The organism is Streptomyces sp. NPDC040718, assembly GCF_055593565.1.
Genome location: NZ_JBVIXO010000010.1, coordinates 47,991 through 68,038 on the forward strand (window position 1 = coordinate 47,991; position 20,048 = coordinate 68,038).

Annotated in this window: 25 protein-coding genes and 1 tRNA gene; 12 read left to right on the forward strand and 14 right to left on the reverse strand. The window is 73.6% G+C overall.

Translation table 11 applies throughout. The features are described 5' to 3' along the window. Positions 1-65: 65 nt before the first annotated feature. Positions 66-1,166 carry a DUF7847 domain-containing protein gene (locus ACZ597_RS23990; RefSeq protein ID WP_471333575.1) on the forward strand — a complete coding sequence of 367 codons (1,101 nt, stop codon included), beginning with the start codon at positions 66-68 and terminating at the stop codon, positions 1,164-1,166. Between the two features lie 32 nt (positions 1,167-1,198). On the opposite strand, the gene ACZ597_RS23995 is transcribed toward ACZ597_RS23990, so the two are convergent. Continuing rightward, complete coding sequence (locus ACZ597_RS23995; RefSeq protein ID WP_471333577.1) at positions 1,199-1,945, reverse strand: CAP domain-containing protein; 747 nt, start codon at positions 1,943-1,945, stop codon at positions 1,199-1,201. Between the two features lie 442 nt (positions 1,946-2,387). Continuing rightward, complete coding sequence (locus tag ACZ597_RS24000) at positions 2,388-2,921, reverse strand: hypothetical protein (protein WP_471333580.1); 534 nt, start codon at positions 2,919-2,921, stop codon at positions 2,388-2,390. Between the two features lie 315 nt (positions 2,922-3,236). On the opposite strand from ACZ597_RS24000, the gene ACZ597_RS24005 reads away from it, so the two are divergent. Continuing rightward, complete coding sequence (locus ACZ597_RS24005; protein WP_471333582.1) at positions 3,237-3,419, forward strand: hypothetical protein; 183 nt, start codon at positions 3,237-3,239, stop codon at positions 3,417-3,419. 3 nt (positions 3,420-3,422) lie between these two features. Here ACZ597_RS24005 and ACZ597_RS24010 read toward each other — a convergent pair whose 3' ends face one another. Continuing rightward, a complete protein-coding gene (locus tag ACZ597_RS24010) occupies positions 3,423-3,614 on the reverse strand; it encodes a hypothetical protein (RefSeq protein ID WP_471333585.1) in 192 nt (63 codons plus the stop codon). A gap of 142 nt (positions 3,615-3,756) precedes the next feature. On the opposite strand from ACZ597_RS24010, the gene ACZ597_RS24015 reads away from it, so the two are divergent. The 3 genes from ACZ597_RS24015 (at position 3,757) to ACZ597_RS24025 (ending at position 4,595) form a co-directional block, all read left to right on the forward strand. Further along, positions 3,757-4,116 (forward strand): avidin-fold protein, encoded by a 360-nt coding sequence (locus ACZ597_RS24015; RefSeq protein ID WP_471333588.1) that lies wholly within the window; start codon positions 3,757-3,759, stop codon positions 4,114-4,116. Next, positions 4,113-4,505 (forward strand): VOC family protein, encoded by a 393-nt coding sequence (locus ACZ597_RS24020; protein ID WP_471333591.1) that lies wholly within the window; start codon positions 4,113-4,115, stop codon positions 4,503-4,505. The genes ACZ597_RS24015 and ACZ597_RS24020 overlap by 4 nt, the downstream gene beginning before the upstream one ends. A gap of 15 nt (positions 4,506-4,520) precedes the next feature. Beyond that, positions 4,521-4,595, forward strand: a tRNA-Trp gene (locus ACZ597_RS24025). A gap of 37 nt (positions 4,596-4,632) precedes the next feature. On the opposite strand, the gene ACZ597_RS24030 is transcribed toward ACZ597_RS24025, so the two are convergent. Next, entirely contained in the window at positions 4,633-5,829 is a 1,197-nt protein-coding gene (locus ACZ597_RS24030) for an NAD(P)/FAD-dependent oxidoreductase (protein WP_471333594.1), read from the reverse strand. A 215-nt stretch (positions 5,830-6,044) separates the two neighbouring features. Here ACZ597_RS24030 and ACZ597_RS24035 point away from each other — a divergent pair, with 215 nt between their 5' ends. Then, entirely contained in the window at positions 6,045-6,899 is an 855-nt protein-coding gene (locus ACZ597_RS24035) for a GNAT family N-acetyltransferase (RefSeq protein WP_471333597.1), read from the forward strand. A 33-nt stretch (positions 6,900-6,932) separates the two neighbouring features. Here the strand turns inward: ACZ597_RS24035 and ACZ597_RS24040 are convergent, their stop codons facing one another. Then, the gene (locus tag ACZ597_RS24040) at positions 6,933-7,916 is read right to left on the reverse strand and encodes an aldo/keto reductase (RefSeq protein ID WP_471333599.1); all 984 of its coding nucleotides are present in this window, start codon (positions 7,914-7,916) and stop codon (positions 6,933-6,935) included. A 112-nt stretch (positions 7,917-8,028) separates the two neighbouring features. Here ACZ597_RS24040 and ACZ597_RS24045 point away from each other — a divergent pair, with 112 nt between their 5' ends. Further along, the gene (locus tag ACZ597_RS24045) at positions 8,029-8,616 is read left to right on the forward strand and encodes a TetR/AcrR family transcriptional regulator (protein WP_471333602.1); all 588 of its coding nucleotides are present in this window, start codon (positions 8,029-8,031) and stop codon (positions 8,614-8,616) included. 56 nt (positions 8,617-8,672) lie between these two features. Here ACZ597_RS24045 and ACZ597_RS24050 read toward each other — a convergent pair whose 3' ends face one another. Further along, positions 8,673-9,530: a helix-turn-helix domain-containing protein gene (locus ACZ597_RS24050; RefSeq protein ID WP_471333605.1), complete on the reverse strand. Its 858-nt coding sequence runs from the start codon at positions 9,528-9,530 to the stop codon at positions 8,673-8,675. 102 nt (positions 9,531-9,632) lie between these two features. Here ACZ597_RS24050 and ACZ597_RS24055 point away from each other — a divergent pair, with 102 nt between their 5' ends. Both ACZ597_RS24055 and ACZ597_RS24060 read left to right on the forward strand, forming a co-directional pair. After that, complete coding sequence (locus tag ACZ597_RS24055) at positions 9,633-10,562, forward strand: MBL fold metallo-hydrolase (protein ID WP_471333608.1); 930 nt, start codon at positions 9,633-9,635, stop codon at positions 10,560-10,562. 97 nt (positions 10,563-10,659) lie between these two features. Continuing rightward, positions 10,660-11,421 carry a DeoR/GlpR family DNA-binding transcription regulator gene (locus tag ACZ597_RS24060; RefSeq protein ID WP_471333612.1) on the forward strand — a complete coding sequence of 254 codons (762 nt, stop codon included), beginning with the start codon at positions 10,660-10,662 and terminating at the stop codon, positions 11,419-11,421. A 3-nt stretch (positions 11,422-11,424) separates the two neighbouring features. Here the strand turns inward: ACZ597_RS24060 and ACZ597_RS24065 are convergent, their stop codons facing one another. The 6 genes from ACZ597_RS24065 to ACZ597_RS24090 form a co-directional block, all read right to left on the reverse strand. After that, positions 11,425-12,639 (reverse strand): FAD-dependent oxidoreductase, encoded by a 1,215-nt coding sequence (locus ACZ597_RS24065; RefSeq protein WP_471333614.1) that lies wholly within the window; start codon positions 12,637-12,639, stop codon positions 11,425-11,427. Positions 12,640-12,768: 129 nt separating this feature from the next. Beyond that, positions 12,769-13,107: an antibiotic biosynthesis monooxygenase family protein gene (locus ACZ597_RS24070; RefSeq protein ID WP_471333617.1), complete on the reverse strand. Its 339-nt coding sequence runs from the start codon at positions 13,105-13,107 to the stop codon at positions 12,769-12,771. Positions 13,108-13,193: 86 nt separating this feature from the next. Further along, the gene (locus tag ACZ597_RS24075; protein ID WP_471333620.1) at positions 13,194-14,066 is read right to left on the reverse strand and encodes a hypothetical protein; all 873 of its coding nucleotides are present in this window, start codon (positions 14,064-14,066) and stop codon (positions 13,194-13,196) included. Further along, on the reverse strand, positions 14,063-14,440 hold the full coding sequence (locus ACZ597_RS24080; protein WP_471333623.1) for a PadR family transcriptional regulator: 378 nt from the start codon (positions 14,438-14,440) through the stop codon (positions 14,063-14,065). The genes ACZ597_RS24075 and ACZ597_RS24080 overlap by 4 nt, the downstream gene beginning before the upstream one ends. A 55-nt stretch (positions 14,441-14,495) precedes the next feature. After that, on the reverse strand, positions 14,496-14,990 hold the full coding sequence (locus tag ACZ597_RS24085) for a DUF3291 domain-containing protein (RefSeq protein ID WP_471333626.1): 495 nt from the start codon (positions 14,988-14,990) through the stop codon (positions 14,496-14,498). Between the two features lie 33 nt (positions 14,991-15,023). Continuing rightward, positions 15,024-15,716 (reverse strand): helix-turn-helix transcriptional regulator, encoded by a 693-nt coding sequence (locus ACZ597_RS24090; RefSeq protein ID WP_471333629.1) that lies wholly within the window; start codon positions 15,714-15,716, stop codon positions 15,024-15,026. 113 nt (positions 15,717-15,829) lie between these two features. On the opposite strand from ACZ597_RS24090, the gene thpR reads away from it, so the two are divergent. Beyond that, entirely contained in the window at positions 15,830-16,414 is a 585-nt protein-coding gene (gene thpR / locus ACZ597_RS24095) for an RNA 2',3'-cyclic phosphodiesterase (RefSeq protein ID WP_471333631.1), read from the forward strand. Positions 16,415-16,488: 74 nt separating this feature from the next. Beyond that, entirely contained in the window at positions 16,489-17,943 is a 1,455-nt protein-coding gene (gene argG, locus ACZ597_RS24100) for an argininosuccinate synthase (RefSeq protein ID WP_471333634.1), read from the forward strand. 80 nt (positions 17,944-18,023) lie between these two features. Here argG and ACZ597_RS24105 read toward each other — a convergent pair whose 3' ends face one another. Continuing rightward, positions 18,024-18,512 (reverse strand): hypothetical protein, encoded by a 489-nt coding sequence (locus ACZ597_RS24105; RefSeq protein ID WP_471333637.1) that lies wholly within the window; start codon positions 18,510-18,512, stop codon positions 18,024-18,026. A 156-nt stretch (positions 18,513-18,668) separates the two neighbouring features. Here ACZ597_RS24105 and ACZ597_RS24110 point away from each other — a divergent pair, with 156 nt between their 5' ends. Next, positions 18,669-19,295 carry a hypothetical protein gene (locus ACZ597_RS24110; RefSeq protein WP_471333640.1) on the forward strand — a complete coding sequence of 209 codons (627 nt, stop codon included), beginning with the start codon at positions 18,669-18,671 and terminating at the stop codon, positions 19,293-19,295. Positions 19,296-19,342: 47 nt separating this feature from the next. Here ACZ597_RS24110 and ACZ597_RS24115 read toward each other — a convergent pair whose 3' ends face one another. Then, entirely contained in the window at positions 19,343-19,951 is a 609-nt protein-coding gene (locus tag ACZ597_RS24115) for a GNAT family N-acetyltransferase (protein ID WP_471333643.1), read from the reverse strand. Between the last annotated feature and the right edge of the window lie 97 nt (positions 19,952-20,048).

A 20,048-nucleotide genomic window follows, 5' to 3' on the forward strand; every position in this document is an offset into this window, starting at 1 on the left:
CCTCGCGCCCCGTCCCGGGGTGCGAGGGGATACCGTGTTCCTCCAGGTCAATAGGGGGAACAGTGATGTCGTACAACGCGGGATGGGGACAACACCCGCAGCAGCCCACGCCGCAGTGGGGAGGCGGCTGGATCCAGCCGCCTCCGCAGCCGGGGGTCATACCCCTGCGGCCGCTCGGCGCGGGCGAGATGATCGGCGGGGCCTTCAAGGCCTTCCGCCAGTACTGGAAGCCGCTGGTCGGCGTCATGCTCGCGATACAGGCCGCCGGATTCCTGCTGGTGACGGCGGCGATCGCCATCGGCGTCGCGGCGGCGAGCAGCAGCTTCGCCGAGGTCTTCGACCTGGACCCCGAGTCGTCCGCCGACAGCGCGGACGTGGCGACCGTGTTCCTGGCCCTGCTGCCCGGGGGCGTGATCCTGCTGCTCGTGATGCTGCTGGGCACCGCGGCGATCGGCGCCCTGTGCCCCGCGGTGGTGCAGGAGGCCGTACTCGGCCGCTCCGCGACCTTCCGCGACATGTGGCGCCGCAGCTGGTCCCGGCTGCCTTCCGTGCTCGGCACCTTTTCGCTGATCGGGCTGATCGCCGGCGGGCCGGCCATCCTGATCTACGCGATCGGCTTCCCGCTGGTGATCATGAACTTGGACGGCTCCGGCCCGCCGGCCGGCCTGTTCCTGCTGTTCGCCGGGGTCCTGGCATGGATGCCCGTGGCGGTCTGGCTCGCGACCCGGTTCAGCCTGGCACCCGCCGTGGCGGTCTTCGAGGACCTCCGCCCCGTCGCCGCGCTGCGGCGGTCGGCCCATCTGGTGCGCGACGACTGGTGGCGCGTCTTCGGCATCTCGCTGCTCGCGTACGGCGTGGGGATGGTCGGCGGTTACGCCATCCAGCTGCCGTTCGGCTTCGTCGGCATGCTCGCGCTCTTCCCCGCCATGCTCGACACCGGCTCGGACGGCGCGGTGCCCGCCACGATGATCCTCGGGTTCGTCGTGTACGCGGTCTGCCTGATGGCCGGAGGCGTGGTCAGCGCGCTGTTCCAGCTGGGCTACCCGCAGCTGGCGGTCTCCCTGCTGTACGTCGACCAGCGGATGCGCAAGGAGGACCTCGCGCCGGCCCTGATCACCGCCGCCTACCCCGCCGCGACACCGGGCCAGGGCTCCACGTCACCCTGACGGGCGCCCCGGGCCGACGGCGTACGGGCCGGTCAGCGCGCCGCGCCGAAGTCCTGCGTCCAGTACTGGCCCGGCTGGGCGAGGCCGATGCCGATCTCCTTGTACGAGCAGTCGAGGATGTTCCGCTTGTGGCCGGGGCTGTTCATCCAGCCCTCCATGACCTGCTCGGGGGAGCTGTACCCATAGGCGACGTTCTCGCCGTACGTCCGCCACTCGTACCCCGCGCGGGTGATCCGCCGGCCCGCGTCGGAACCGTCGGACCCCGTGTGGGACATGTTGCCGTGCGCGGCCATGTCGGCGCTGTGGTCCTGCGCGGCCTTCGTCAGCTTCGCGTTGACGGTGAGCGCGGGGCAGCCGGCCGCGGCGCGCGCCTGGTTGACGAGTTCGAGGACCTTGGCCTGCGCCCCGGAGGCCTGCGGCGCGGCGGGCGCGGCGGAGGACTCCACCGGCTCCGGCCGGGGCTGCTGCGGGCGCGCGGGCGGCGCGGCCTCGACGACCGGCTCGGCGGGCTGTTCGGCCGGCTGTTCGACGGCGGGCCGTACGGGCGCCGCATCGGCGTCGGGCAGCGCGGGCACTTCGGCCTGGACGGGAACCTGCTCCGGGAGCGGGGCCTCGGACGCGTCGAAGGGGACGTCCGACTGCGCCGCGGCGGGCCGTGCGCGGCCGGTGTCCTCGGTGTCCAGGCAGGCCATGGCGGCGGTGGGGACACCCACGACGGCCAGCGCGCCGACGGCGACGGCTATTTTCCGGTAGTGCGTCTTCTTACGGTGCTTCTTCATGCGGGACCTCACTCGGTGATCGCGAAGCTCCCGGCGCCGGACCGCTGGGGCGCCGGAGGAGTCGCCATTCTTAGAAGGCCCGCAGTGGCATGGCAAGCCGGTGCCGGCCGGCCGCGCGGGTGCCCCGGGTTCCGGCTTGAAAGGGCGGGAAGAACGTGCATGGCCCCGCACGGGCCCGCCCCGGCACAGCTGACGCGCCGCTAGAACCACCTCTCAGCAGGAGCGTTGGGAGAGGTGAAATGAGAGTCCCCAATTCCGTTTCTGGCGGTGTGCGGCATGTCAATGCCAAACGGGGACAAATAGCGAAATGTACGCCCGCCTACGATCTCCGCCGGGCCCGCCGGAGCGGAGAGGGCCGTGTGTCGCATGTCACGAAACCGCGGAGCCCCGCACACCGTCGGCCGACGGTGTGCGGGGCTCCGCGGTGCGGTCCCGTCCTGGGTCAGAAGGAGCTCTTCGACGCGCTGACGACGACGCACTCCTTGTACTCGGTGCCGTTGGTCTTGCCGAAGTACGGAGTCGTGGCCTCGGCCGGCTGGGACGCGCCCGCCTTGACCTTCAGGCTGCTCACCATGGCCGTCGCGGGGACCGCGGTCGAGGTCGCGTCGCCGCGGAACTTCATCGTGATGTTGTACGTGTAGTCCAGCGAACTGCTGTTGGTGACCGTGAGCTTGGCGACCAGGTTCTTGCCGGAGCTGTCCAGCTTGCACCCGTCGATCCGGACGTCGCGCTCCGCCTTGTCCCTCGAACCGCCCGTGACGGAGCCGGTGCTGGAACTGGAGCTGGTGCTGCCCGTGGTGGTGCTGCCCGTGGTGCCGCTGCTGTCGAGGCTGCCGCCGGTGCTGCCGCCGCTGGTGCTGCTGGAGCCGTGGCTGCTGCCACCGCCACAGCTGGCACCGTGCGAGCCACGGGCTCCGGTCAGTGCGACGACGGCGATACCGAATACTGCGACCGCGCGGACATGGCGAAGCTTCACGTTCGAACCCCGTTGGAATATCAGTGTGCAGGAGGGCCCGCCTTGACGGGCGCACGTCACCCTACAGCCGACGGAAGGGTGATCCGGACACCCTTCGGGACCCCGGCGCGCCCCCTCGGGGTACCCGTCCGCAAGTCGCGGCGGGGGTCCGCGTCTTGACGGGCACGGACGCACACGCCTCCCACGGCACATCCGCACCGGATTGTCACATCACCCCCACGCCGCGCCCACCGACCCGACAGGGCGCGGCCTGCGGCGATGCGTGTCAGGGTGAACGTGAGGAATCCGCGACCCGGCACCGAGGAGTCACCCGACATGGACGGTAAGAAGGACAAGCGCCAGGAGCCCGGCGAACCCCGCGAGGAACGCGGGCGCCCGCAGCCGCCCAGCCAGGACCCCGTCCACCCCGAGCCCATCTCCCCGGCCCGCAGCAGGCGGGCCGAGGAGAAGGGGCGGCGCCGCGACGAGCGGGAGCACCGGGGCGACGACGGCTCCTGAGCCTCAGCCGGCGGCCGGCCGGCTCCCCCGCGGTGGCGGATCGTCGTCGGGCCACAGGCCGATCATGTCGAGCAGGGCCTCCAGGTCCTCCGCCCCGATGGCTCGCGAGGCGACCGCACGGCGGGCGGCGGCCCGGTCCACGGTGCCCGCCCGGGCCGGCAGCGCGGGCTCGTCACATCCGAAGGGATCCTTCATACGACCGATGCCACCACGCGCCGGGCTGTTCCGCAGCTCCCGTTGCTCCCATCGGCCTCCGCCGCCGGCCCGCGCCTTAGGGTGGCCGGGACATCCATCCGGGCGGGGCCCTGCCCCCGACCGCCTTCCTCCGGGAGCAACCGTGGCGCGCTCGCTCGACGGCCTCGTCTTCGTCCCCGTCGCCGACCAGGCGCCGGGCCAGGTCGGCCGGCAGACCCGTTTCGAGTACCACGAGCAGGACGGCCGCGTCTGGGCCGACTACGGTGGCGGGGACGTGGCCAGGGGACACCTGGTCGGCACCCGGGCGGACGACACCGTCGACTTCCGCTACGTCCAGCTCCGCCACGACGGCTCGACCGCCTCCGGGCACTGCGTCTCCCTCGTGACGGAACTCCCCGACGGGCGGCTCCGGCTGGAGGAGACGTGGACGTGGGAGTCCCAGGAGGGAAGCGGCACCAGCGTGGTCGAGCAGCAGCCCGATACGAGGGAGAGCACCCGATGAGGATCCACCTGTCCAGCGTCTTCGTCGACGACCAGGACAAGGCCCTGCGGTTCTATACGGACGTACTGGGCTTCGTGAAGAAGCACGAGGTGCCGCTGGGCGCGGACCGGTGGCTGACCGTGGTCTCGCCGGAGGACCCCGGCGGGACCGAGCTGCTGCTGGAGCCCGACGGCCACCCGGCGGTGAGGCCGTACAAGGAGGCGCTGGTCAAGGACGGGATCCCGGCCGCCTCCTTCGCCGTGGACGACGTACGGGCGGAGTTCACCCGGCTGAGCGGGCTCGGGGTCCGCTTCACCCAGGAGCCGAGGGAGACCGGCCCGGTCACCACCGCGGTCCTGGACGACACCTGCGGCAACCTCATCCAGATCATCCACGGCGGACAGGCCTAGACTGCCGGGCAGGGCGGGGCCGTAGCGCAGGGGTCGACGCGCGCGGTCTCCAAAACCGTGAGGACGCCGGTTCGAATCCGGTCGGCCCCGCCTCCCGGCCCTCCCCCGGGCACCCGACCTGTCCGGATCAGGCCACCTGTTCGGCGGCGGCCGGCTCGCTCTGCATCGCCTGGAGCTTCTTCTGGCGGGTGGCGGCGCCCATGAGGTGGAGACGGTAACCGCCGGGCTTCTCCGCCTCGTCGGCGAGGTGCTTGACGACGCCCTTGCAGACGGTTTCCTTGAGCTTGGCGCCGGGCTTGCCGTCGACGTGGAACCAGATCGCGGTGTCGGCCTTGGCGAACTGGAAGATGCCGTCGGCCCGGCCGAGGCTGATGCACTGGGCGCCGAAGGGCTGGTTGAGGGTTTCGGGGCGTTCGCCCGCGAGGCGGCTCAGGACGGTGTCGGCGGCCCGGGCGCCCATCGGCATCGCGGCCTGGCAGCTCATCCGCAGCGGCAGGCCCGAGGGGGCGGCCGAGTCCCCGGCGGCGACGATCCGGTCGTCGTCGACGCTGGTGAGGGTCTCGTCGGTGAGGATGCGGCCGGCGGTGTCGGTGGCCAGGCCGCTGCGGGCGGCGAGGTCGGGGACGGCGAAGCCGGCGGTCCAGACGGTGACGCGGCTGGGCAGTTCGCGGCCGTCGGCCAGGCGGACCGCGGCGGCGCTGACGTGGGTGACGGTGCTTTCGGGGCCGTCGACGACGGTGACGCCGAGGCGGGCCAGGCGGCGGGCGACCGAGCGGCGTCCGCGGGTGTGGAGGTAGGGGCCGAGGGTGCCGCCGCAGACCAGGGTGACGGGCCGGCCGGCGCCTGCGAGTTCGGCGGCGGTCTCGATGCCGGTCGGGCCCGCGCCGACCACCGTCACCGGGGCCCCTTCGGGCGCGGCGTCCAGGACCGGGCGCAGGCGCTGGGCGTCTTCGAGGGTGGCGATGGGGTGGGCGTGCTCGGCGGCACCGGGGACGCGCAGGTCGGCGCCGGTGCTGCCGACGGCGTAGACGAGGTAGTCGTAGCCCAGGCGTTCGCCGGAGGCGAGTTCCAGGGTGCGGGCGGGGGCGTCGATGCGGTCCACGGTGTCCACGGCAAGGCGCACGCCGTCGGCGAGGACGTCCGCGTACTCCACGACGGCCGGGTCGTTGCCCGCGGCCAGCTGGTGCAGCCGGATCCGGTGGACGAACGACGGGCGCGCGTTGACCAGAGTCACCGTCACATCACCGCGCAGGGTCAGCCGGTTGGCCGCCATCACGCCCGCGTAACCGCCGCCGATCACGACCACACCGGTCTTCTCGCTCATGGCTTCTCCTTCGTTCGTTTCGAGGGGTTCGGGCACAAGACACCGCTGCCCCGCCCCCTGTGACGGGTGCGGGTGTGTGAGCTGCGCCACTCGCAGTCCACAGCAGTGCAGTCACTGCACTGCTGTGCAGTGACTGCATCAAGATATACTTATGCCCTGAGGAGCCGTCAAGATCCAGTCCCTGCACTGTCGGTGCCGATGGCTAGGGTTGAGGGATGAGCGAGATCGAGATCGTTGCCGGACAGGGTGCGTGGCGGGGCGGGTTCGAGGAGCGGGTGCTGGCCGGATACCGGGCCGCGGGTTGCCCCGAGCCGCTGGCCCGGGCACTGCTGGAGCGGGCCGTGAAGGGGATCGACGGCTGGACGGTGGCCACGGACGGCACCGGCTGGATAGCGGTCGCGGTGACGGAGGACGACGGTGCGCTGGTCGGCCGGATCCACGACCTCACGGTGGCGCGGGGGCGCGAGTGGGCCGAGCGGTGGTGTGCCGAGCACGGCGCCGAGCGGGTGGAGGTCCGGCTCACCGGCGGGGCGGGGGCCTTCGCCGACTACCCGGTGCGGGGGCAGAACCGCATGCGCGCGGTGGCCGAACAGCCCCAGCTGCCGCCGGGGCTGACGGTCCGCCGGCTCACGGAGGAGGAGTACCCGGCCTGGTACGCCGGCGAGGAGGCCGCGTACATCGCGGACATCGTGCGGGCCGGGGCCCTCACCCCGGAGCAGGCCAAGGAGAAGTCCGACCGGGACTTCGCCCAGTACCTCCCGCAGGGGTACCTGACCCCGGGGCACGCCTTCTACGCGATGGAGGCAGACGGCCGGGTGATCGGCACGGGCTGGGTGAACCACGGCTTCCTGCCGGGTGTCACCTTCGGCTTCTCCCTGGAGGTGTACGAGGAGCACCGCGGCAAGGGCTACGGCCGGGCCGCGATGGCCGTCGGCGAGTGGGCCACCCGGCAGGGCGGCGACGGGGCGATGATGTTCAACGTCTTCGGCGGGAACGAGGTCGCGATGGGCCTGTACGACAGCACGGGCTTCGCGGTCCTGGACGAGTTCCGCTCCATCGGCCTCCGCTGATCCGCCCCGCGGCACCCGCGCGGGGCGGCGGGATCAGCCGTTCAGCGACGCCATGAGCTCGGGCGCGTACCGGTCGCCCGAGACCACGCCGTGCGGCGCGACGGCGTCGATGGAGGCCAGATCGGCGTCGGTGAGGGTGACTCCGGTCGCGGCGACGTTCTCCTCCAGGTAGCGGCGGCGCTTGGTGCCGGGGATCGGCACGGCGCCCATGCGCAGGGTCCAGGCCAGCGCGAGCTGCGAGGGCGTGACCCCCTTCTCGGCGGCGAGGGCCCGGACGCGGTCGACGACGGCCAGGTTGCGGTCGAAGTTCTCGCCCTGGAAGCGGGGGTCCGTACGCCGGAAGTCGTCGGCCGCGAAGTCGTCCGGGCTGGTCACGGCTCCGGAGAGGAAGCCGCGGCCGAGCGGGGAGTACGCGACGAGGCCGATGCCGAGCTCGCGCAGGATCTCGCGCACGCCGTCGTGCTCGATCCCGCGCTCGAAGAGGCTGTACTCGGTCTGCACGGCGGCCAGCGGGTGCACCGCGTGGGCGCGGGAGATGGTGCTCGCGGCGGCCTCGCAGATCCCGATGTGGCCGACCTTGCCGGCGGCGACCAGCTCCGACATGGCGCCGATGCTCTCCTCGATGGGCACGGCCGGGTCGACGCGGTGCAGGTAGTACAGGTCGATGCGGTCGGTACCCAGGTGACGCAGGGAGCGGTCGGCGGAGCGGCGGATGTATTCGGGGGTGCCGTTGTGGCCGCGGAAGGCTCCCTGGTCGGTGAACTCGACGCCGGTCTTCGTGGCGATGACGGCGGCGTCGCGGCGGCCGCGGAGGGCCTTGCCGAGCAGCTGCTCGTTGACGAAGGGGCCGTAGCCCTCGGCGGTGTCGAGCAGGGTCACGCCCAGGGCGAGGGCGCGGTCGATGGTGGCGAGGGACTCGGTCTCGTCGGTGGCGCCGTAGTGGGCGCTCATGCCCATCAGGCCGAGGCCTTCGGCGCCGACCTCCAGGCCCTGGCCGCCCAGTGCGCGGATCTCCATGGTGTCCTCCGTGGGGTGAGATGCGAACAAGTAACTAACTGGATAGTTCGAGTCTGCACACGGGGTGCCCCACATGTCAATAACCGGATAGTTACTTGCTAGGCTGCCCGCCATGGCACGGGATTCCAGCGCAACCAAGGCACGCCTGCTCGACGCGGCGTTCTCCGAGTTCGCGGCGTACGGCATCGCCGGCGCCCGGATCGACCGCATCGCGGCGACCGCCCAGGCGAACAAGCGGCTCATCTACGTCTACTACGGCAACAAGGAACAGTTGTTCGATTCCGTTCTCCAGCGCGCCCTGGAGACGGGCTCGGAATCCGTGCCGTTCGACGCCGAGGACCTGCCCGGGTACGCGGGGGCGGTCTTCGACCACTTCGTGGCGTACCCGGACCTGATGCGCCTGGTGCAGTGGAAGCAGCTGGAGCGGCCGGAGACCACGGAGCCCGTGGCCGAGTCCTACCGGGGCAAGATCGCGGCGGTGGAGCGGGCACAGGGTGCGGGGCTGGTCGACCCGGGGCTCGATCCGGAGGACGTGCTCACCCTGGTCATGGGGCTGGCGCAGGCGTGGACCGGCGCGGTGGGCGGCCCGGCGGCCGGCGGCACGGGCGAGTCCTGGCCCGCCGCGCGGCTGGCCCGGCACCGCGAGGCGGTGGTGGAGTCCGTCCGCCGCCTGGTCCGGCCCCCGCAGCCGGGCGGCTGACCGGCGGCCGGGTCGGGGGTCAGGCCCCGGTCGGGGGTCAGGCCCCGGGTCCGGGGTCAGGCCCCGGGTCGGGCGGTGGCCTGGGCGAGGAGTCTGAGGGCCGTGTGGTCCTCGGAGCCCGCCGGGGCGGTGGCCACCAGGAGCGTCTGGTCGTCGGTGACGCGCAGGGCCTGCTGGGTGACGGTCAGGGTCCCGACCAGCGGATGCCACATCCGCTGCTCGGCCGCGGTGCAGGGACGGGCCCGGTGGTCGGCCCACATGGTGGCGAACTCGTCGCTCTTCATGCTGAGTTCGCCGACGAGCGCGCCGAGGAGCGCGTCGTCCGGGTGGCGGCCCGCCGCGTACCGGAGGTTGGCTACGGCGGCCCTGGCCTTGGACTCCCAGGTGCCGTAGAGCTCGCGCAGGTACGGGTCGAGGAAGATCAGCGCGGCCATGTTGGGCCGGTCCGCGGCCCGGTCGGGCGCGGTGGCGTCGAGATGACCGGCGAACAGGGCGTGCCCCAGGGGGTTCCACGCCAGGATGTCGGCCCGGCGGCCGGTGACGACGGCCGGGACCTCGGGCATGGACTCCAGCAGCCGACGGGTCGCCCCGTCGACGCGTTCCGCGGGCGGGCGCCGGGCGGCGGGCCGCCGGACGGCCTGGCCGGCGAGGTCGTGCACGTGCCGACGCTCGGCCTCGTCCAGGTCCAGCGCACGGGCGAGCGCGTCCAGCACCTCCGGCGAGGCGTTGTGCGAATGCCCCTGCTCCAGCCGTGCGTAGTACGAGGCGCTGACCCCCGCGAGGAGGGCGAGCTCCTCGCGGCGCAGGCCGGGGACCCGGCGCCGCTCGCCGTACGTGTCGAGGCCGATGTCCGCCGGCGTCAGCCGGGACCGGCGGGCCTGCAGGAACGCGCCGAGGCTGCTCTGTCCGTCCATGCGGCCCAGTATCGCGGGCCGCGCGGGCGCCTGCCTCACCCTGCCGGGGATAGGCAGGGAAGGGTGTGGCTGTCCCGCCGGACCGCCCGCAGGGTTGGGGCCATGAACACCACCACAGACACCATCGAGTTGGGCGACGTCCGGGTGACCCGGGTCCGCGAGTACTACGGGCCGCTCGGGCTCACCCCGCACGAATTCATCCCCGGGAGCAGCGAGGACGTCTGGTCGGCGCACTCCGGCTGGCTGCGGCCCGACTTCGCGGACGGCGAGCCGCCCGTGTCGCAGGTCGCGCTGCAGACGTGGGTGCTGCGCAGCGAGGGCCGGGTGATCCTCGTCGACACCGGCGGCGGCAACCACAAGGCACGGCCCGGCACGCCCTGGGACCGCCAGGAGACGGCCTTCCTGGACGAGCTGACCCGGGCCGGGGTCAGGCCCGAGGACGTCGACCTCGTGGTCAACACCCACCTGCACGGGGACCACGTCGGCTGGAACACCCGCCTGGACGGGGACAGCTGGGTCCCGACCTTCCCGAACGCCCGCTACCTGATCAACCGGAACGACTTCGAGTTCTGGAACCCCGCCAACGGCCACCCGTCCGTCCTCGGCGACGGCAACGCCGGCGTGTTCGAGGACAGCGTGGCCCCGGTCCACGAGGCGGGCCAGGTCGTGCTGTGGGAGGACAGCCACCGGATCGACTCCAACCTGCGGCTGGACCTCGCCGCCGGACACACCCCCGGCTCCAGCGTGCTCACCCTCGCCTCCGGCGGCGACCGGGCGGTGTTCGTGGGCGATCTGCTGCACAGCCCGGTGCAGGTCATGGAGCCGGACGCGAACAGCTGCTTCTGCGAGGACGCCGCGCAGTCCCGGGCCACCCGGCGCCGGCTGCTGGGCTGGGCCGCCGACCACAACGCGCTGCTGGTTCCGGCGCATTTCGGCTCCCACGGCGCCCTGGAGGTCGCCCGGGACGCGGGGGCCTTCGCGGTGAAGGGCTGGGCGCCGTTCGCGCCGTACACCCCGGGCGGGGAGGGCTGACGCCCTTCCGCGGGCCGGGCGGCCCGCCGTCGGGCGGGATGGCGAGTAGGGTCCGTCCTATACAGGGACCAACCCCTATGGAACGGATCCGATCCCCATGTACGCACCCGAGCGTCAGCACCGGATCGTCCAGCTGGCCCAGGAGCGCGGGCGCGTCGAAGTCCCGGCCCTGGCGGAGGAGTTCGGAGTCACCCAGGAGACCGTCAGGCGGGACCTGACGGCCCTGGAACGGGCCGGTCTGCTGCGCCGGGTGCACGGCGGCGCCCTTCCCGCCGGGGGGCTGCGGCTGGAGCCGGGGCTCGCCGAGCGCGATTCCACCGCCGCGGCCGCCAAGGAGCGGATCGCCCGGGCCGCGCTCGCGCTGCTGCCGGAGGAGGGCAGCCTGCTGCTGGACGCGGGTACCACCGTCTCCCGGCTGGCGGCCCTGCTGCCACGCGATTCCACCCTGACGGTGGTCACCAACGCCCTCCCGGTGGCCGCCCGGCTCGCCGAGCATCCGGGGCTGCACCTGCACATCGTCGGCGGCCGGCTGCGGCACCGTACGCAGGCCGCGGTGGACGCCTGGGCGTTGCGGGACCTCGCGGAACTGCAGCCGGACGTGGCGGTGATCGCGACCAACGGCTTCTCCGCGGAGACCGGGCTGACCACGCCCGACCTGGCCGAGGCGGCGGTCAAACGGGCCATGGTGGCCGGAGCGCGCCGTGTCGTGCTGGTCGCCGACTCCTCCAAGTACGGCGCCCGGCACTTCGCCCGGTTCGCCGCCCTGGAGCAGGTGGACGTACTGGTCACGGACACCGGCCTGACCGACGGGCAGGCGGACGAGATCGCCGGCCGCGGTCCGGAGGTCATCCGGGCCTAAGCGCTATCCCGGGAGCCCGGGGAGGCGGAAGCCGTTGAAGAGGTCGTCCATGCCGCGCAGGGCCAGCCGGTCGGGGGTGGCGCGGACCGCGAGGTCCCGGGCCGCCGCGGCGAGGGGGTTGCGCAGGGTGCCGAGGCGGCCGACCCGGCGGGCGCGGACGCGTACGGCGTCGGTGCGGTCGCGGCGGGCGGCGGTGTAGGCGGCGAGGGCGGCCGGGACGGGGTCCCCACCGCCCTCGCCGTGCCCGGTGTCCCCCGCGGGAAGCAGGTGGGCGAGGACCACGGCGTCCTCGATGGCCTGGCAGCCGCCCTGGCCGAGGTTGGGGGCCATGGCGTGGGCGGCGTCGCCGAGCCAGGCGGTCCGGCCGTGGTGCAGGCGCGGGAGCGGGGCGGCCAGCTCGTACAGGTCGTTCTGGAGGACGTCGGCGGGGACGAGGCGGGCGACCCGGTCCAGCAGGGCCGGGATCGGGTCGTGCCAGGACCCGAAACGGCGGCGGAGTTCGGCGCGGGGGTCGGACGAGCGGGTGCCGGCCGGGACGCGCGCGGTGGCGTAGAGGTAGTACCGGCCGTCGGCCAGCGGGGTCACCCCGAACCTCTCCCCCCGCCCCCAGGTCTCGCTCATGGCCGGGATCCGCAGCTCCGGGGCGTCCACGAGGGTCCGCCAGGCGGTCTCGCCGAGGTAGCGCAGGCCGGGGTGGGCGGGGAAGTGCGCGCGGCGCAGCGCGCTGTGGATCCCGTCGGCGGCGATGACCAGGTCGGCGGCGAGGTCCGGGCCGGCCGCCGTCCGGACGGTCGCCCGCCCGCCGGGGCCGTCGGGGCCCGCCGGGTCGACGCCGGTCACCGCGGTGCCGTAGCGGAGCGCGTCCGGCGGGAGGGCCGCGGCGAGGGCGGCGGTGAAGGCCGGGCGCGGGACGGCGATCGGCGGGATGCCGTAGCGGGCCGCCATGTCCCCCGTCGCGGCCCGGGTGAGCCACCGGCCGTCCGGGCGGCGTACGCCCATCGCACCGGGCACGGAGCTTCCCGCGGCGTGGGCGGCGTCGACGCCGATCGCTTCGAGTGCGCGCAGGGCGTTGGGGGCGAGGCCGATGCCGGCGCCGGTGGCGGGGGGTTCGGGGGCCCGTTCGCAGACGGTCACGTGCCAGCCCCGGCGGCGCAGTGCGAGGGCCGCCGTGAGACCGCCGATTCCGGCGCCGGCCACCACCGCGTGACGTTTCGGCATGCGACACCCCTTCCGTCCGCCCCGCGCACCGTCCACGAGGGCGGATCCCCGACCCTACAGTCGTGGGGCCGGGGCTCGGCCGCCTGTGTCCCGGGCGGGCGGGGCGGCCTCCCGGTGGCTGATGCGGTGTCAGTGCACCTCTGTCGTGACGGACTCGGCTTCCGCCGCCGCAACCGTCGGCTCGGCGAGGAGGTCGTCGACGAGGCCGAGCCTCGTCTCCGGCATCCTTTCCTCGATCGCCCCCGCCATCATCGCGATGCCCTCCGGGTCGGGCACCGCGCAGCGCTCGCGGGTCTCCTCGTCGGGCCAGCGGGCGTACGCGACCCAGGTGCCGTCGTCCGCGCGGTGGAGCCGCGAGCCGTAGCTGCCGCAGTCCCGCAGGATCGCCTCCGTCACCCGGCGCCAGCCCTCGCGGAACTGCTCCTCCGTGCCCGGTCGCAGCCGCCACCGGTAGATCACCGCGAACACGTTTCCCCCGTCGCTCCCGTCGGCCGCCGCCGGCCGTGCGGCGCCCCGGGTACACCGTACGGTGCGGGGCGCCGGCGGCGGCGGCGTCAGGACCTGCCCAGCGGGTTACCGCCCCTGCGGCGGCGTACGGCCACCGCGGTCGCCGCCGCGAGGAGCAGGCCGAGCGATACGGGGCCCGTGTAGACGTCCTGCGTCCAGAGCGGCGTGCCGAGGACGGCGAGGGGCAGCGCCGCGAGGAGCACGGCGGGCGCCGTGCGCAGCCGGGCGAACGCGGGCCGCCCGGCCAGGGCCAGTGCGGCTGCCGCCGGTACGGCGAAGCGGAGCCCGACGGCCGGTCCGGACAGGGGGCTCAGGGTGAGCACGCCGGTCAGCAGGGTGGCCCACAGCACGACGGCACCCAGCCCGGCCGCCGTTCGGACGCGCGGTTGCGGGCGGAGGTCCGCCGGGCAGAGCAGGGCCACGAGCGCGGCGAGGAACAGCGGGGACCGCGACGGGAGGGTGCCCTCCAGGTCGCCCCCCACCCGGAAGAGGTCGGTCACGACCGTCGCCGCGCAGCCCGCCAGTACGGTCCAGGTACCCGCGGTCCAGCGGCCGGCCAGGGCGGTCGCCGCGCCCAGCACCATGACGAAGTGGGTGACCGCCAGCAGCAGGAACGGGACCGTCAGCTCCGCGGGCAGCCAGGAGGCCCGGGCGGCCGGGACCATCAGGCCGGCCCACCAGAGCGCGCTCGCGCCCACCGCGGCGACGGCGAAGGGGGCCACCGCCGCCGCCAGCCGGCCGGCGCGGCCCGCCGAGCCGAGCCCGAGCCGCATGCGCAGTGCGTGCCCGACGACGTCCAGCGCCTCCCGGGTCCGGGTCGCGCGGCCCGCGTCGCGGGTGGCCTCGTGGTAGGCCATGGCCACCTCGTCGCCGAACTCCCTCCGGAATCCGGCCGGGTAGAGCCTCAGCAGGGCGGTCATGCGGTCACCGTCCCGCCGGAGGAGCCGAGCGGGCCGGACGCGGCCTTCGCGCCGAGGCCGAGGCGCCGGGTGGCCTCCTGGGCGGTGCGGGCGATCCGGGCCGCCTCGGCGGCCAGGACCTGGCGGCCGTGGGGGGCGAGCGCGTAGCTGCGCCGCCTGCGGCCGTCGACCACCTCTTCGTCGTGGACGGCGATGAGCTGCTGTTCGAGGAGCCGTTCCAGGGCCCCGTACAGCGTTCCGGTACGCATCTTCGTGCGGCCTTCCGAGATCTTCTCGACCTCCTGGGCGATCGCGTATCCGTGCCGTGGGGCGTCGGCGATCGCGGTGAGGATGAGCAGAGTCGGCTCGCGCAGAGCTTGATCGTTCACGAGCATGACAATAGCTCGGCCACCGACATATGTCGATGGCCGAGCCATATGCCGTCGGGCGTTACGCGGGGGCGGTGTGCGCCGCGGCCTCGGCCGCGGTGTAGGAGGAGGCGAAGGTGAACGCACGCGGCGACGGGCCGTGCGCCCGGATGTCCGCCAGCCGCTCCAGGGCCTCCTCGACGCCCGGGACATGGCCCGCCGGGACCCACCAGAGGACCATGTGCGCCTCGGCGTGCCGCTCGAACCAGTCGCGGCGGTGCCGCATCACCTCCAGGTGCCCGCTCCGGTAGGCGAAGTCCCACAGGGCCTCCTGGGTCTCCCACACGGACATGTTGACGATGACGTGCTCGCCCAGGGGGCGCAGCGCGGTGGCGTCGCCCTCCCCCTCCTCCGTGAGCCGCCACACGAACCCGGGCGCGGCGTCGGCGGCGGAGTTGACCGGATCGAGCATCTCGACGAACGGAGCGACGCGCGGGTCCTCCAGGGGGTAGCGGAGCGTCGCGACGTTGAGCTGGGCCAGGTGGGCGGCGGCAGGGCCGTTCGGGAATGCGGTCATGGCCCTCATCCCAGCACGGCACTCGTTTCTATGTCAATCAATATTGTTTTTAGAAGGCTCGACCACCACGCAGCACTCCCCCGGCCGGGCGTCCATCCGGGCGCGGACCGGACCGTCCGCGCCGAGCAGCCCCTCCAGCAGGGCGAGGTTCATCCCGCAGACCAGGGGCGGGAAGCGCTCGGCGACGGCGTGGAAGGGGCAGTTGCGCATGCGGACGACGGGCCCGGCCGCCCCGGCGTCCCCCCGCCCCTCCCCCCCGGCGCCCTCCAGATGCGGTTCGTAGCCGCGGGCGGCCAGCACCGCCATCGCCTCTTCGAGCCCGCCGCAGGGCGCCCCCGGACCGCGCAGGGCCTCACCCCGGCGGCGCGCCGCATCACAGAGCCCCGCGTCCAGCCCCGCCCGCTCGGCGGCCTCGGCCAGCAGCTCGGCGGCGGTGCGGTAGTCGCGGGCCGGCAAGGACACCGACCACTCGGTGCGCGCCCGCGTGTACACCTTGGCGGGACGGCCCGCCCCCGGCCCCGAGCGGCCGGTCAGCCGGCGGCTGCCGCTCTCCAGCAGCCCGGCCTCGGCCAGCCTCTCCAGGTGGTGGGCGGCGAGGGTGCGCGCCACCCCGGCCGCCTCGGCGGCCTCGTTCCGGCCCACCTCACGGCCCTGCGCCACCACGTACTCGTACAGCCGGCGCCGCACGGGATCCTGCAGCACCGCGATCGCATCGATGTCCTCCATCTCGCCATTCTAGGAACAACCCAGGTTGGAGTTAGAAGGCCGGACGGCCCGCCGGACGGACCTGACGGGCCGGAAGGTGACCGGGGAGGCCGGGAGGCGGTACGAAGGCGTACGTGAAGCAACACAGCCAGGCCGCGACCGTCCGCGTCTTCATCGCCCTCGCCCCGCCCGACGACGCGAAGGAGGAGCTGGAGCGGGCGCTCGCCCCCGCGTACGAGGCGTACCCGCGCATGCGCTGGAACCGCATCGAGGACTGGCACATCACCCTGGCGTTCCTCGGCGAGCTCCCGGTCGGGGCCGTTCCGCCGCTGCGCCCCAGGCTCGCGGAGCTGGCGGCGGCGCGCCGGCCCGTACGGCTGTCCCTGCGCGGCGGCGGCCACTTCGACGAGCGGGTGCTGTGGAGCGGGATGGGCGGCGAGCTCGACGAGCTGCACGTACTGGCCTCCGAGGTGCGCGCCGTGGTCAAGGAGTGCGGCATCGCCTTCCCGGACCGGCCGCTGCGCCCCCACCTGACACTGGCCCGGGCCCGGCGGAGCGACCCCTCCGCCGCACTGGAGGCCGCCGCCGGACTCGCCGGGTTCGGCGGGCGGGAGTGGGAGGCGGAGCGCCTGCACCTGGTCGGCAGCAACATCGGCCGGGGCCCGGGGCCGATCCACTACCGGGACATCGAGTCGTGGGCCTTCGACGGCGGGAACTGAGGAACCGGAGCCTCCGCCGATCCGGGATTCGATCCGGAATTGCATGAACATGCGGCAGCATGCATAATCTTCCTATGTCTAAGGTCCTCACCTCCCTTCCCGCCGGCGAGCGCGTCGGCATCGCCTTCTCGGGCGGCCTCGACACCTCCGTCGCGGTCGCGTGGATGCGCGACAAGGGTGCCGTCCCGTGCACCTACACCGCCGACATCGGCCAGTACGACGAGCCCGACATCGCCTCGGTGCCCGGCCGTGCGAAGACCTACGGTGCCGAGATCGCGCGCCTGGTCGACTGCCGAGCGGCGCTGGTCGAGGAGGGCCTGGCCGCACTGACCTGCGGCGCGTTCCACATCCGCTCGGGCGGGCGGGCCTACTTCAACACCACCCCGCTCGGCCGCGCCGTCACCGGCACCCTGCTGGTCCGGGCCATGCTCGAGGACAACGTCCAGATCTGGGGCGACGGCTCGACCTTCAAGGGCAACGACATCGAGCGGTTCTACCGCTACGGCCTCCTCGCCAACCCGCACCTGCGGATCTACAAGCCGTGGCTGGACGCGGACTTCGTGACCGAGCTGGGCGGCCGCAAGGAAATGTCGGAGTGGCTGCTGGCCCACGACCTGCCCTACCGCGACAGCACCGAGAAGGCGTACTCCACCGACGCCAACATCTGGGGCGCCACCCACGAGGCCAAGACCCTCGAGCACCTGGACACCGGCGTCGAGACCGTCGACCCGATCATGGGCGTCCGGTTCTGGGACCCGTCCGTCGAGATCGCCACCGAGGACGTGACGATCGGCTTCAACCAGGGCCGCCCCGTCACGATCAACGGCAAGGAGTTCCCCTCCGCCGTCGACCTGGTCATGGAGGCCAACGCCATCGGCGGCCGCCACGGCATGGGCATGTCCGACCAGATCGAGAACCGGATCATCGAGGCCAAGAGCCGCGGCATCTACGAGGCGCCCGGCATGGCCCTGCTGCACGCCGCGTACGAGCGCCTGGTCAACGCCATCCACAACGAGGACACCCTCGCCCAGTACCACAACGAGGGCCGGCGCCTCGGCCGCCTGATGTACGAGGGCCGCTGGCTGGACCCGCAGGCCCTGATGGTGCGGGAGTCCCTCCAGCGCTGGGTCGGCGCGGCCGTCACCGGCGAGGTGACCCTGCGGCTGCGGCGCGGCGAGGACTACTCGATCCTCGACACCCGGGGTCCGGCGTTCAGCTACCACCCGGACAAGCTCTCCATGGAGCGCACCGAGGACTCCGCCTTCGGCCCGGTGGACCGGATCGGCCAGCTCACCATGCGCAACCTGGACATCGCCGACTCCCGCGCCAAGCTGGAGCAGTACGCGGTCCTCGGTCTGATCGGGACCGGCAGCCCCTCCGTCGGCGCCGCGCAGGCGGCCGCGACCGGGCTGATCGGCACCATGCCGGAGATGCCGGAGGGCGGCGCCGAGGCCATCGCCTCGCGCGGCGAGGTCTCCGCCGACGAGGAGATGCTGGACCGCGCCGCGATGGAGTTCGGCACGGACTGATCCCCCGGCGGGCGGTACGACGCAACGGGCCGGCCCGGCGCCTTCGGGGCGCCGGGCCGGCCCTTCGCACGTCCGGAGCCTCAGTACACGAGCTTGTACGTCACGTCCTTCGGCACCGGGTGCGGGGCGGTGTCCGTGTAGAGCAGCCGGATCGTGGTGAACCGCCGCACGTCGGGGTGGTCGGGCCAGGGCTGCGGCTTGCTCAGGGTCACCGTCACGGGGTAGGCGCGGAAGCGGCCCGCCGCGCAGTACGGGCGGCAGTCGTTGACCATGTCGGTCCCGGTGGCGGTCGCGGTGCCCGGCCCCCAGCTCTCCCAGCGCAGCCCGACGAGCCGGTTGTTGCCGTCGCCGCAGGCCAGCAGGTACTCCTCGGGGCGGACCTGGGGCTTCGCGAAGCAGTCGACCACGACGAGAGGGTCCGGGTCCGGGGCCGCGGGGGTGGGGGCGGCGGAGGCCGGGACCGCGGCCGCCGCGAGGGCCGCGAGTGCGCACAGCAGCCCCGCCCTGCGCACGGCGTGCCGGCGTACCCGTACGGGCCGGTTCTCCCGCGAAGCTTCCATGGCTTCCATCAGCCCCTCCTCGCCAGTCCGCCCCGCCGTCGGCGCCGCGGCACTGCCCAGCTTTCCGCATCCGGGCGCGGCCCGCACCCGCTGGAAGGGGCCGCGCCAGGGCCCGTCCGCAAATCCGTTGGCGCGCGCGGCTCCCCGTCCGGAGAATCGCCATCCATGGGAACGGACATACACGGCTTCGTGGAATGCGCGGACAGCGACGGCGACGGGCCGTGGAGCGCGGCCATCGACCTCGATCTGCTGTACCACGGCCGGCACTACGACGCCTTCGGCTGCCTCTTCGGCGTACGGAACTTCGCGGGCTTCCGGCCGCTGGCCGAGCAGCGGGGGCTGCCCGAGGACGTCGCCCCGGCGGTCCGCGCGGAGTTCACGGCCTGGGAGTCCGACGCGCACAGCGCCACCTGGATCAGCTGGGCCGAGCTCAAGCGGGTCGACTGGTCGGAGCCCGCGGAGCGGGTGGACGGCCGGATCCACGAGTACCGGCGCACCGCCGAGGGCTGGGTGATGACGGGCAAGTCCTCCTGGAGCACCCGGGTCGCCGAGGTGACGGGCCTGACCACGCAGCGTGATCCGGGCAGGCTGTTGCGGTACGAGGAGCACGACTGGCCGGAGGGCACGGAATGGCCGGACGGCGACGACGTCCGCTACCGCGTCGGGCGGATGACCCGGGGCGGGGCCGTGCCGCCGGACGGCGAGTGGAAGCCGGTCTGGACGGTGATGGAGACCCTCGCCTCCCTGCACGGCGACGAGAACGTCCGGCTCACCGTCTGGTTCGACTGCTGAACCGTTCCTCCCCGGCCCGTCCCGGGGCCGGGGAGGAACGGGGGGTGCTACGCGTCGCGCGGGGCGCGGCGCATGGCCCAGAGGGTCGGGCCGCCGCCCGGGAGCTCCACCTCGCCCAGGACCTCGAAGCCGAAGTGCTCGTAGACGGGCAGGTTCGACGGCTTGGAGGACTCCAGGTAGACGGGCAGGCCCGCCGCGTCGGCCTTGGCCAGGCCCGAGCGCAGCAGCGCGGACCCGTGGCCCCGGCCCTGGCCGGCCGGGTCGGCGCCGATCAGCGCCAGGTACCAGTGCGGCTCCTGCGGCGCGTGCCGGGCGGCGAGCTCGACGGCGTCGCGGAACAGGTGGGCCCGGTCGCCGAGGATCTCCGTGAGCTCCCGGATGGTCTCCGCGTCCGGGACGGACTTCTCGTGCCCCTCCGGCGACACCCAGAAGGCGGCCGCGGCGTCGGTGCGCTCGCACACGCCGTGGCGGACGTACTGGCGCGTGTAGATGGTGCTGAAGTAGCGGGTCAGGTTCTCCTCGCGCGAGTCCTCCGCGGGGAAGAACCAGTTCATCATCGGGTCGTCGTGGAAGGCGCGGGCCAGGGCACGGCTGATCGACGGGGCGTCGTCAACGATGGCCGTCTTCGGCAGGTTTGTCATCGACATACGGGTCATTCTGCATATGGATGATCTTGGACTCCACGGGGGGGTCCCATTGACCGCGAGGCCCTACGTGCCGGTAACTTGGTGGCCGCCCAGGAGGATTCGACCG

Excerpts from the sequence above, each read along its gene's own strand:
- ACZ597_RS24065 (WP_471333614.1), bottom strand. The coding sequence starts at position 12,639 with ATGCCGAAACGTCACGCGGTGGTGGCCGGCGCCGGAATCGGCGGTCTC.
- ACZ597_RS24035 (WP_471333597.1), top strand. The coding sequence starts at position 6,045 with ATGAGCGAGATCGAGATCGTTGCCGGACAGGGTGCGTGGCGGGGCGGG.
- ACZ597_RS24010 (WP_471333585.1), bottom strand. The coding sequence starts at position 3,614 with ATGAAGGATCCCTTCGGATGTGACGAGCCCGCGCTGCCGGCCCGGGCG.
- ACZ597_RS24060 (WP_471333612.1), top strand. The coding sequence starts at position 10,660 with ATGTACGCACCCGAGCGTCAGCACCGGATCGTCCAGCTGGCCCAGGAG.
- ACZ597_RS24085 (WP_471333626.1), bottom strand. The coding sequence starts at position 14,990 with ATGACCGCATTCCCGAACGGCCCTGCCGCCGCCCACCTGGCCCAGCTC.
- ACZ597_RS24055 (WP_471333608.1), top strand. The coding sequence starts at position 9,633 with ATGAACACCACCACAGACACCATCGAGTTGGGCGACGTCCGGGTGACC.
- ACZ597_RS24005 (WP_471333582.1), top strand. The coding sequence starts at position 3,237 with ATGGACGGTAAGAAGGACAAGCGCCAGGAGCCCGGCGAACCCCGCGAG.
- ACZ597_RS24115 (WP_471333643.1), bottom strand. The coding sequence starts at position 19,951 with ATGACCCGTATGTCGATGACAAACCTGCCGAAGACGGCCATCGTTGAC.
- ACZ597_RS24050 (WP_471333605.1), bottom strand. The coding sequence starts at position 9,530 with ATGGACGGACAGAGCAGCCTCGGCGCGTTCCTGCAGGCCCGCCGGTCC.
- ACZ597_RS24090 (WP_471333629.1), bottom strand. The coding sequence starts at position 15,716 with ATGGAGGACATCGATGCGATCGCGGTGCTGCAGGATCCCGTGCGGCGC.
- argG (WP_471333634.1), top strand. The coding sequence starts at position 16,489 with ATGTCTAAGGTCCTCACCTCCCTTCCCGCCGGCGAGCGCGTCGGCATC.
- ACZ597_RS24030 (WP_471333594.1), bottom strand. The coding sequence starts at position 5,829 with ATGAGCGAGAAGACCGGTGTGGTCGTGATCGGCGGCGGTTACGCGGGC.
- ACZ597_RS24075 (WP_471333620.1), bottom strand. The coding sequence starts at position 14,066 with ATGACCGCCCTGCTGAGGCTCTACCCGGCCGGATTCCGGAGGGAGTTC.
- ACZ597_RS24110 (WP_471333640.1), top strand. The coding sequence starts at position 18,669 with ATGGGAACGGACATACACGGCTTCGTGGAATGCGCGGACAGCGACGGC.
- ACZ597_RS24020 (WP_471333591.1), top strand. The coding sequence starts at position 4,113 with ATGAGGATCCACCTGTCCAGCGTCTTCGTCGACGACCAGGACAAGGCC.
- ACZ597_RS24040 (WP_471333599.1), bottom strand. The coding sequence starts at position 7,916 with ATGGAGATCCGCGCACTGGGCGGCCAGGGCCTGGAGGTCGGCGCCGAA.
- ACZ597_RS24045 (WP_471333602.1), top strand. The coding sequence starts at position 8,029 with ATGGCACGGGATTCCAGCGCAACCAAGGCACGCCTGCTCGACGCGGCG.
- ACZ597_RS24105 (WP_471333637.1), bottom strand. The coding sequence starts at position 18,512 with ATGGAAGCCATGGAAGCTTCGCGGGAGAACCGGCCCGTACGGGTACGC.
- ACZ597_RS23995 (WP_471333577.1), bottom strand. The coding sequence starts at position 1,945 with ATGAAGAAGCACCGTAAGAAGACGCACTACCGGAAAATAGCCGTCGCC.
- ACZ597_RS24080 (WP_471333623.1), bottom strand. The coding sequence starts at position 14,440 with ATGCTCGTGAACGATCAAGCTCTGCGCGAGCCGACTCTGCTCATCCTC.
- ACZ597_RS23990 (WP_471333575.1), top strand. The coding sequence starts at position 66 with ATGTCGTACAACGCGGGATGGGGACAACACCCGCAGCAGCCCACGCCG.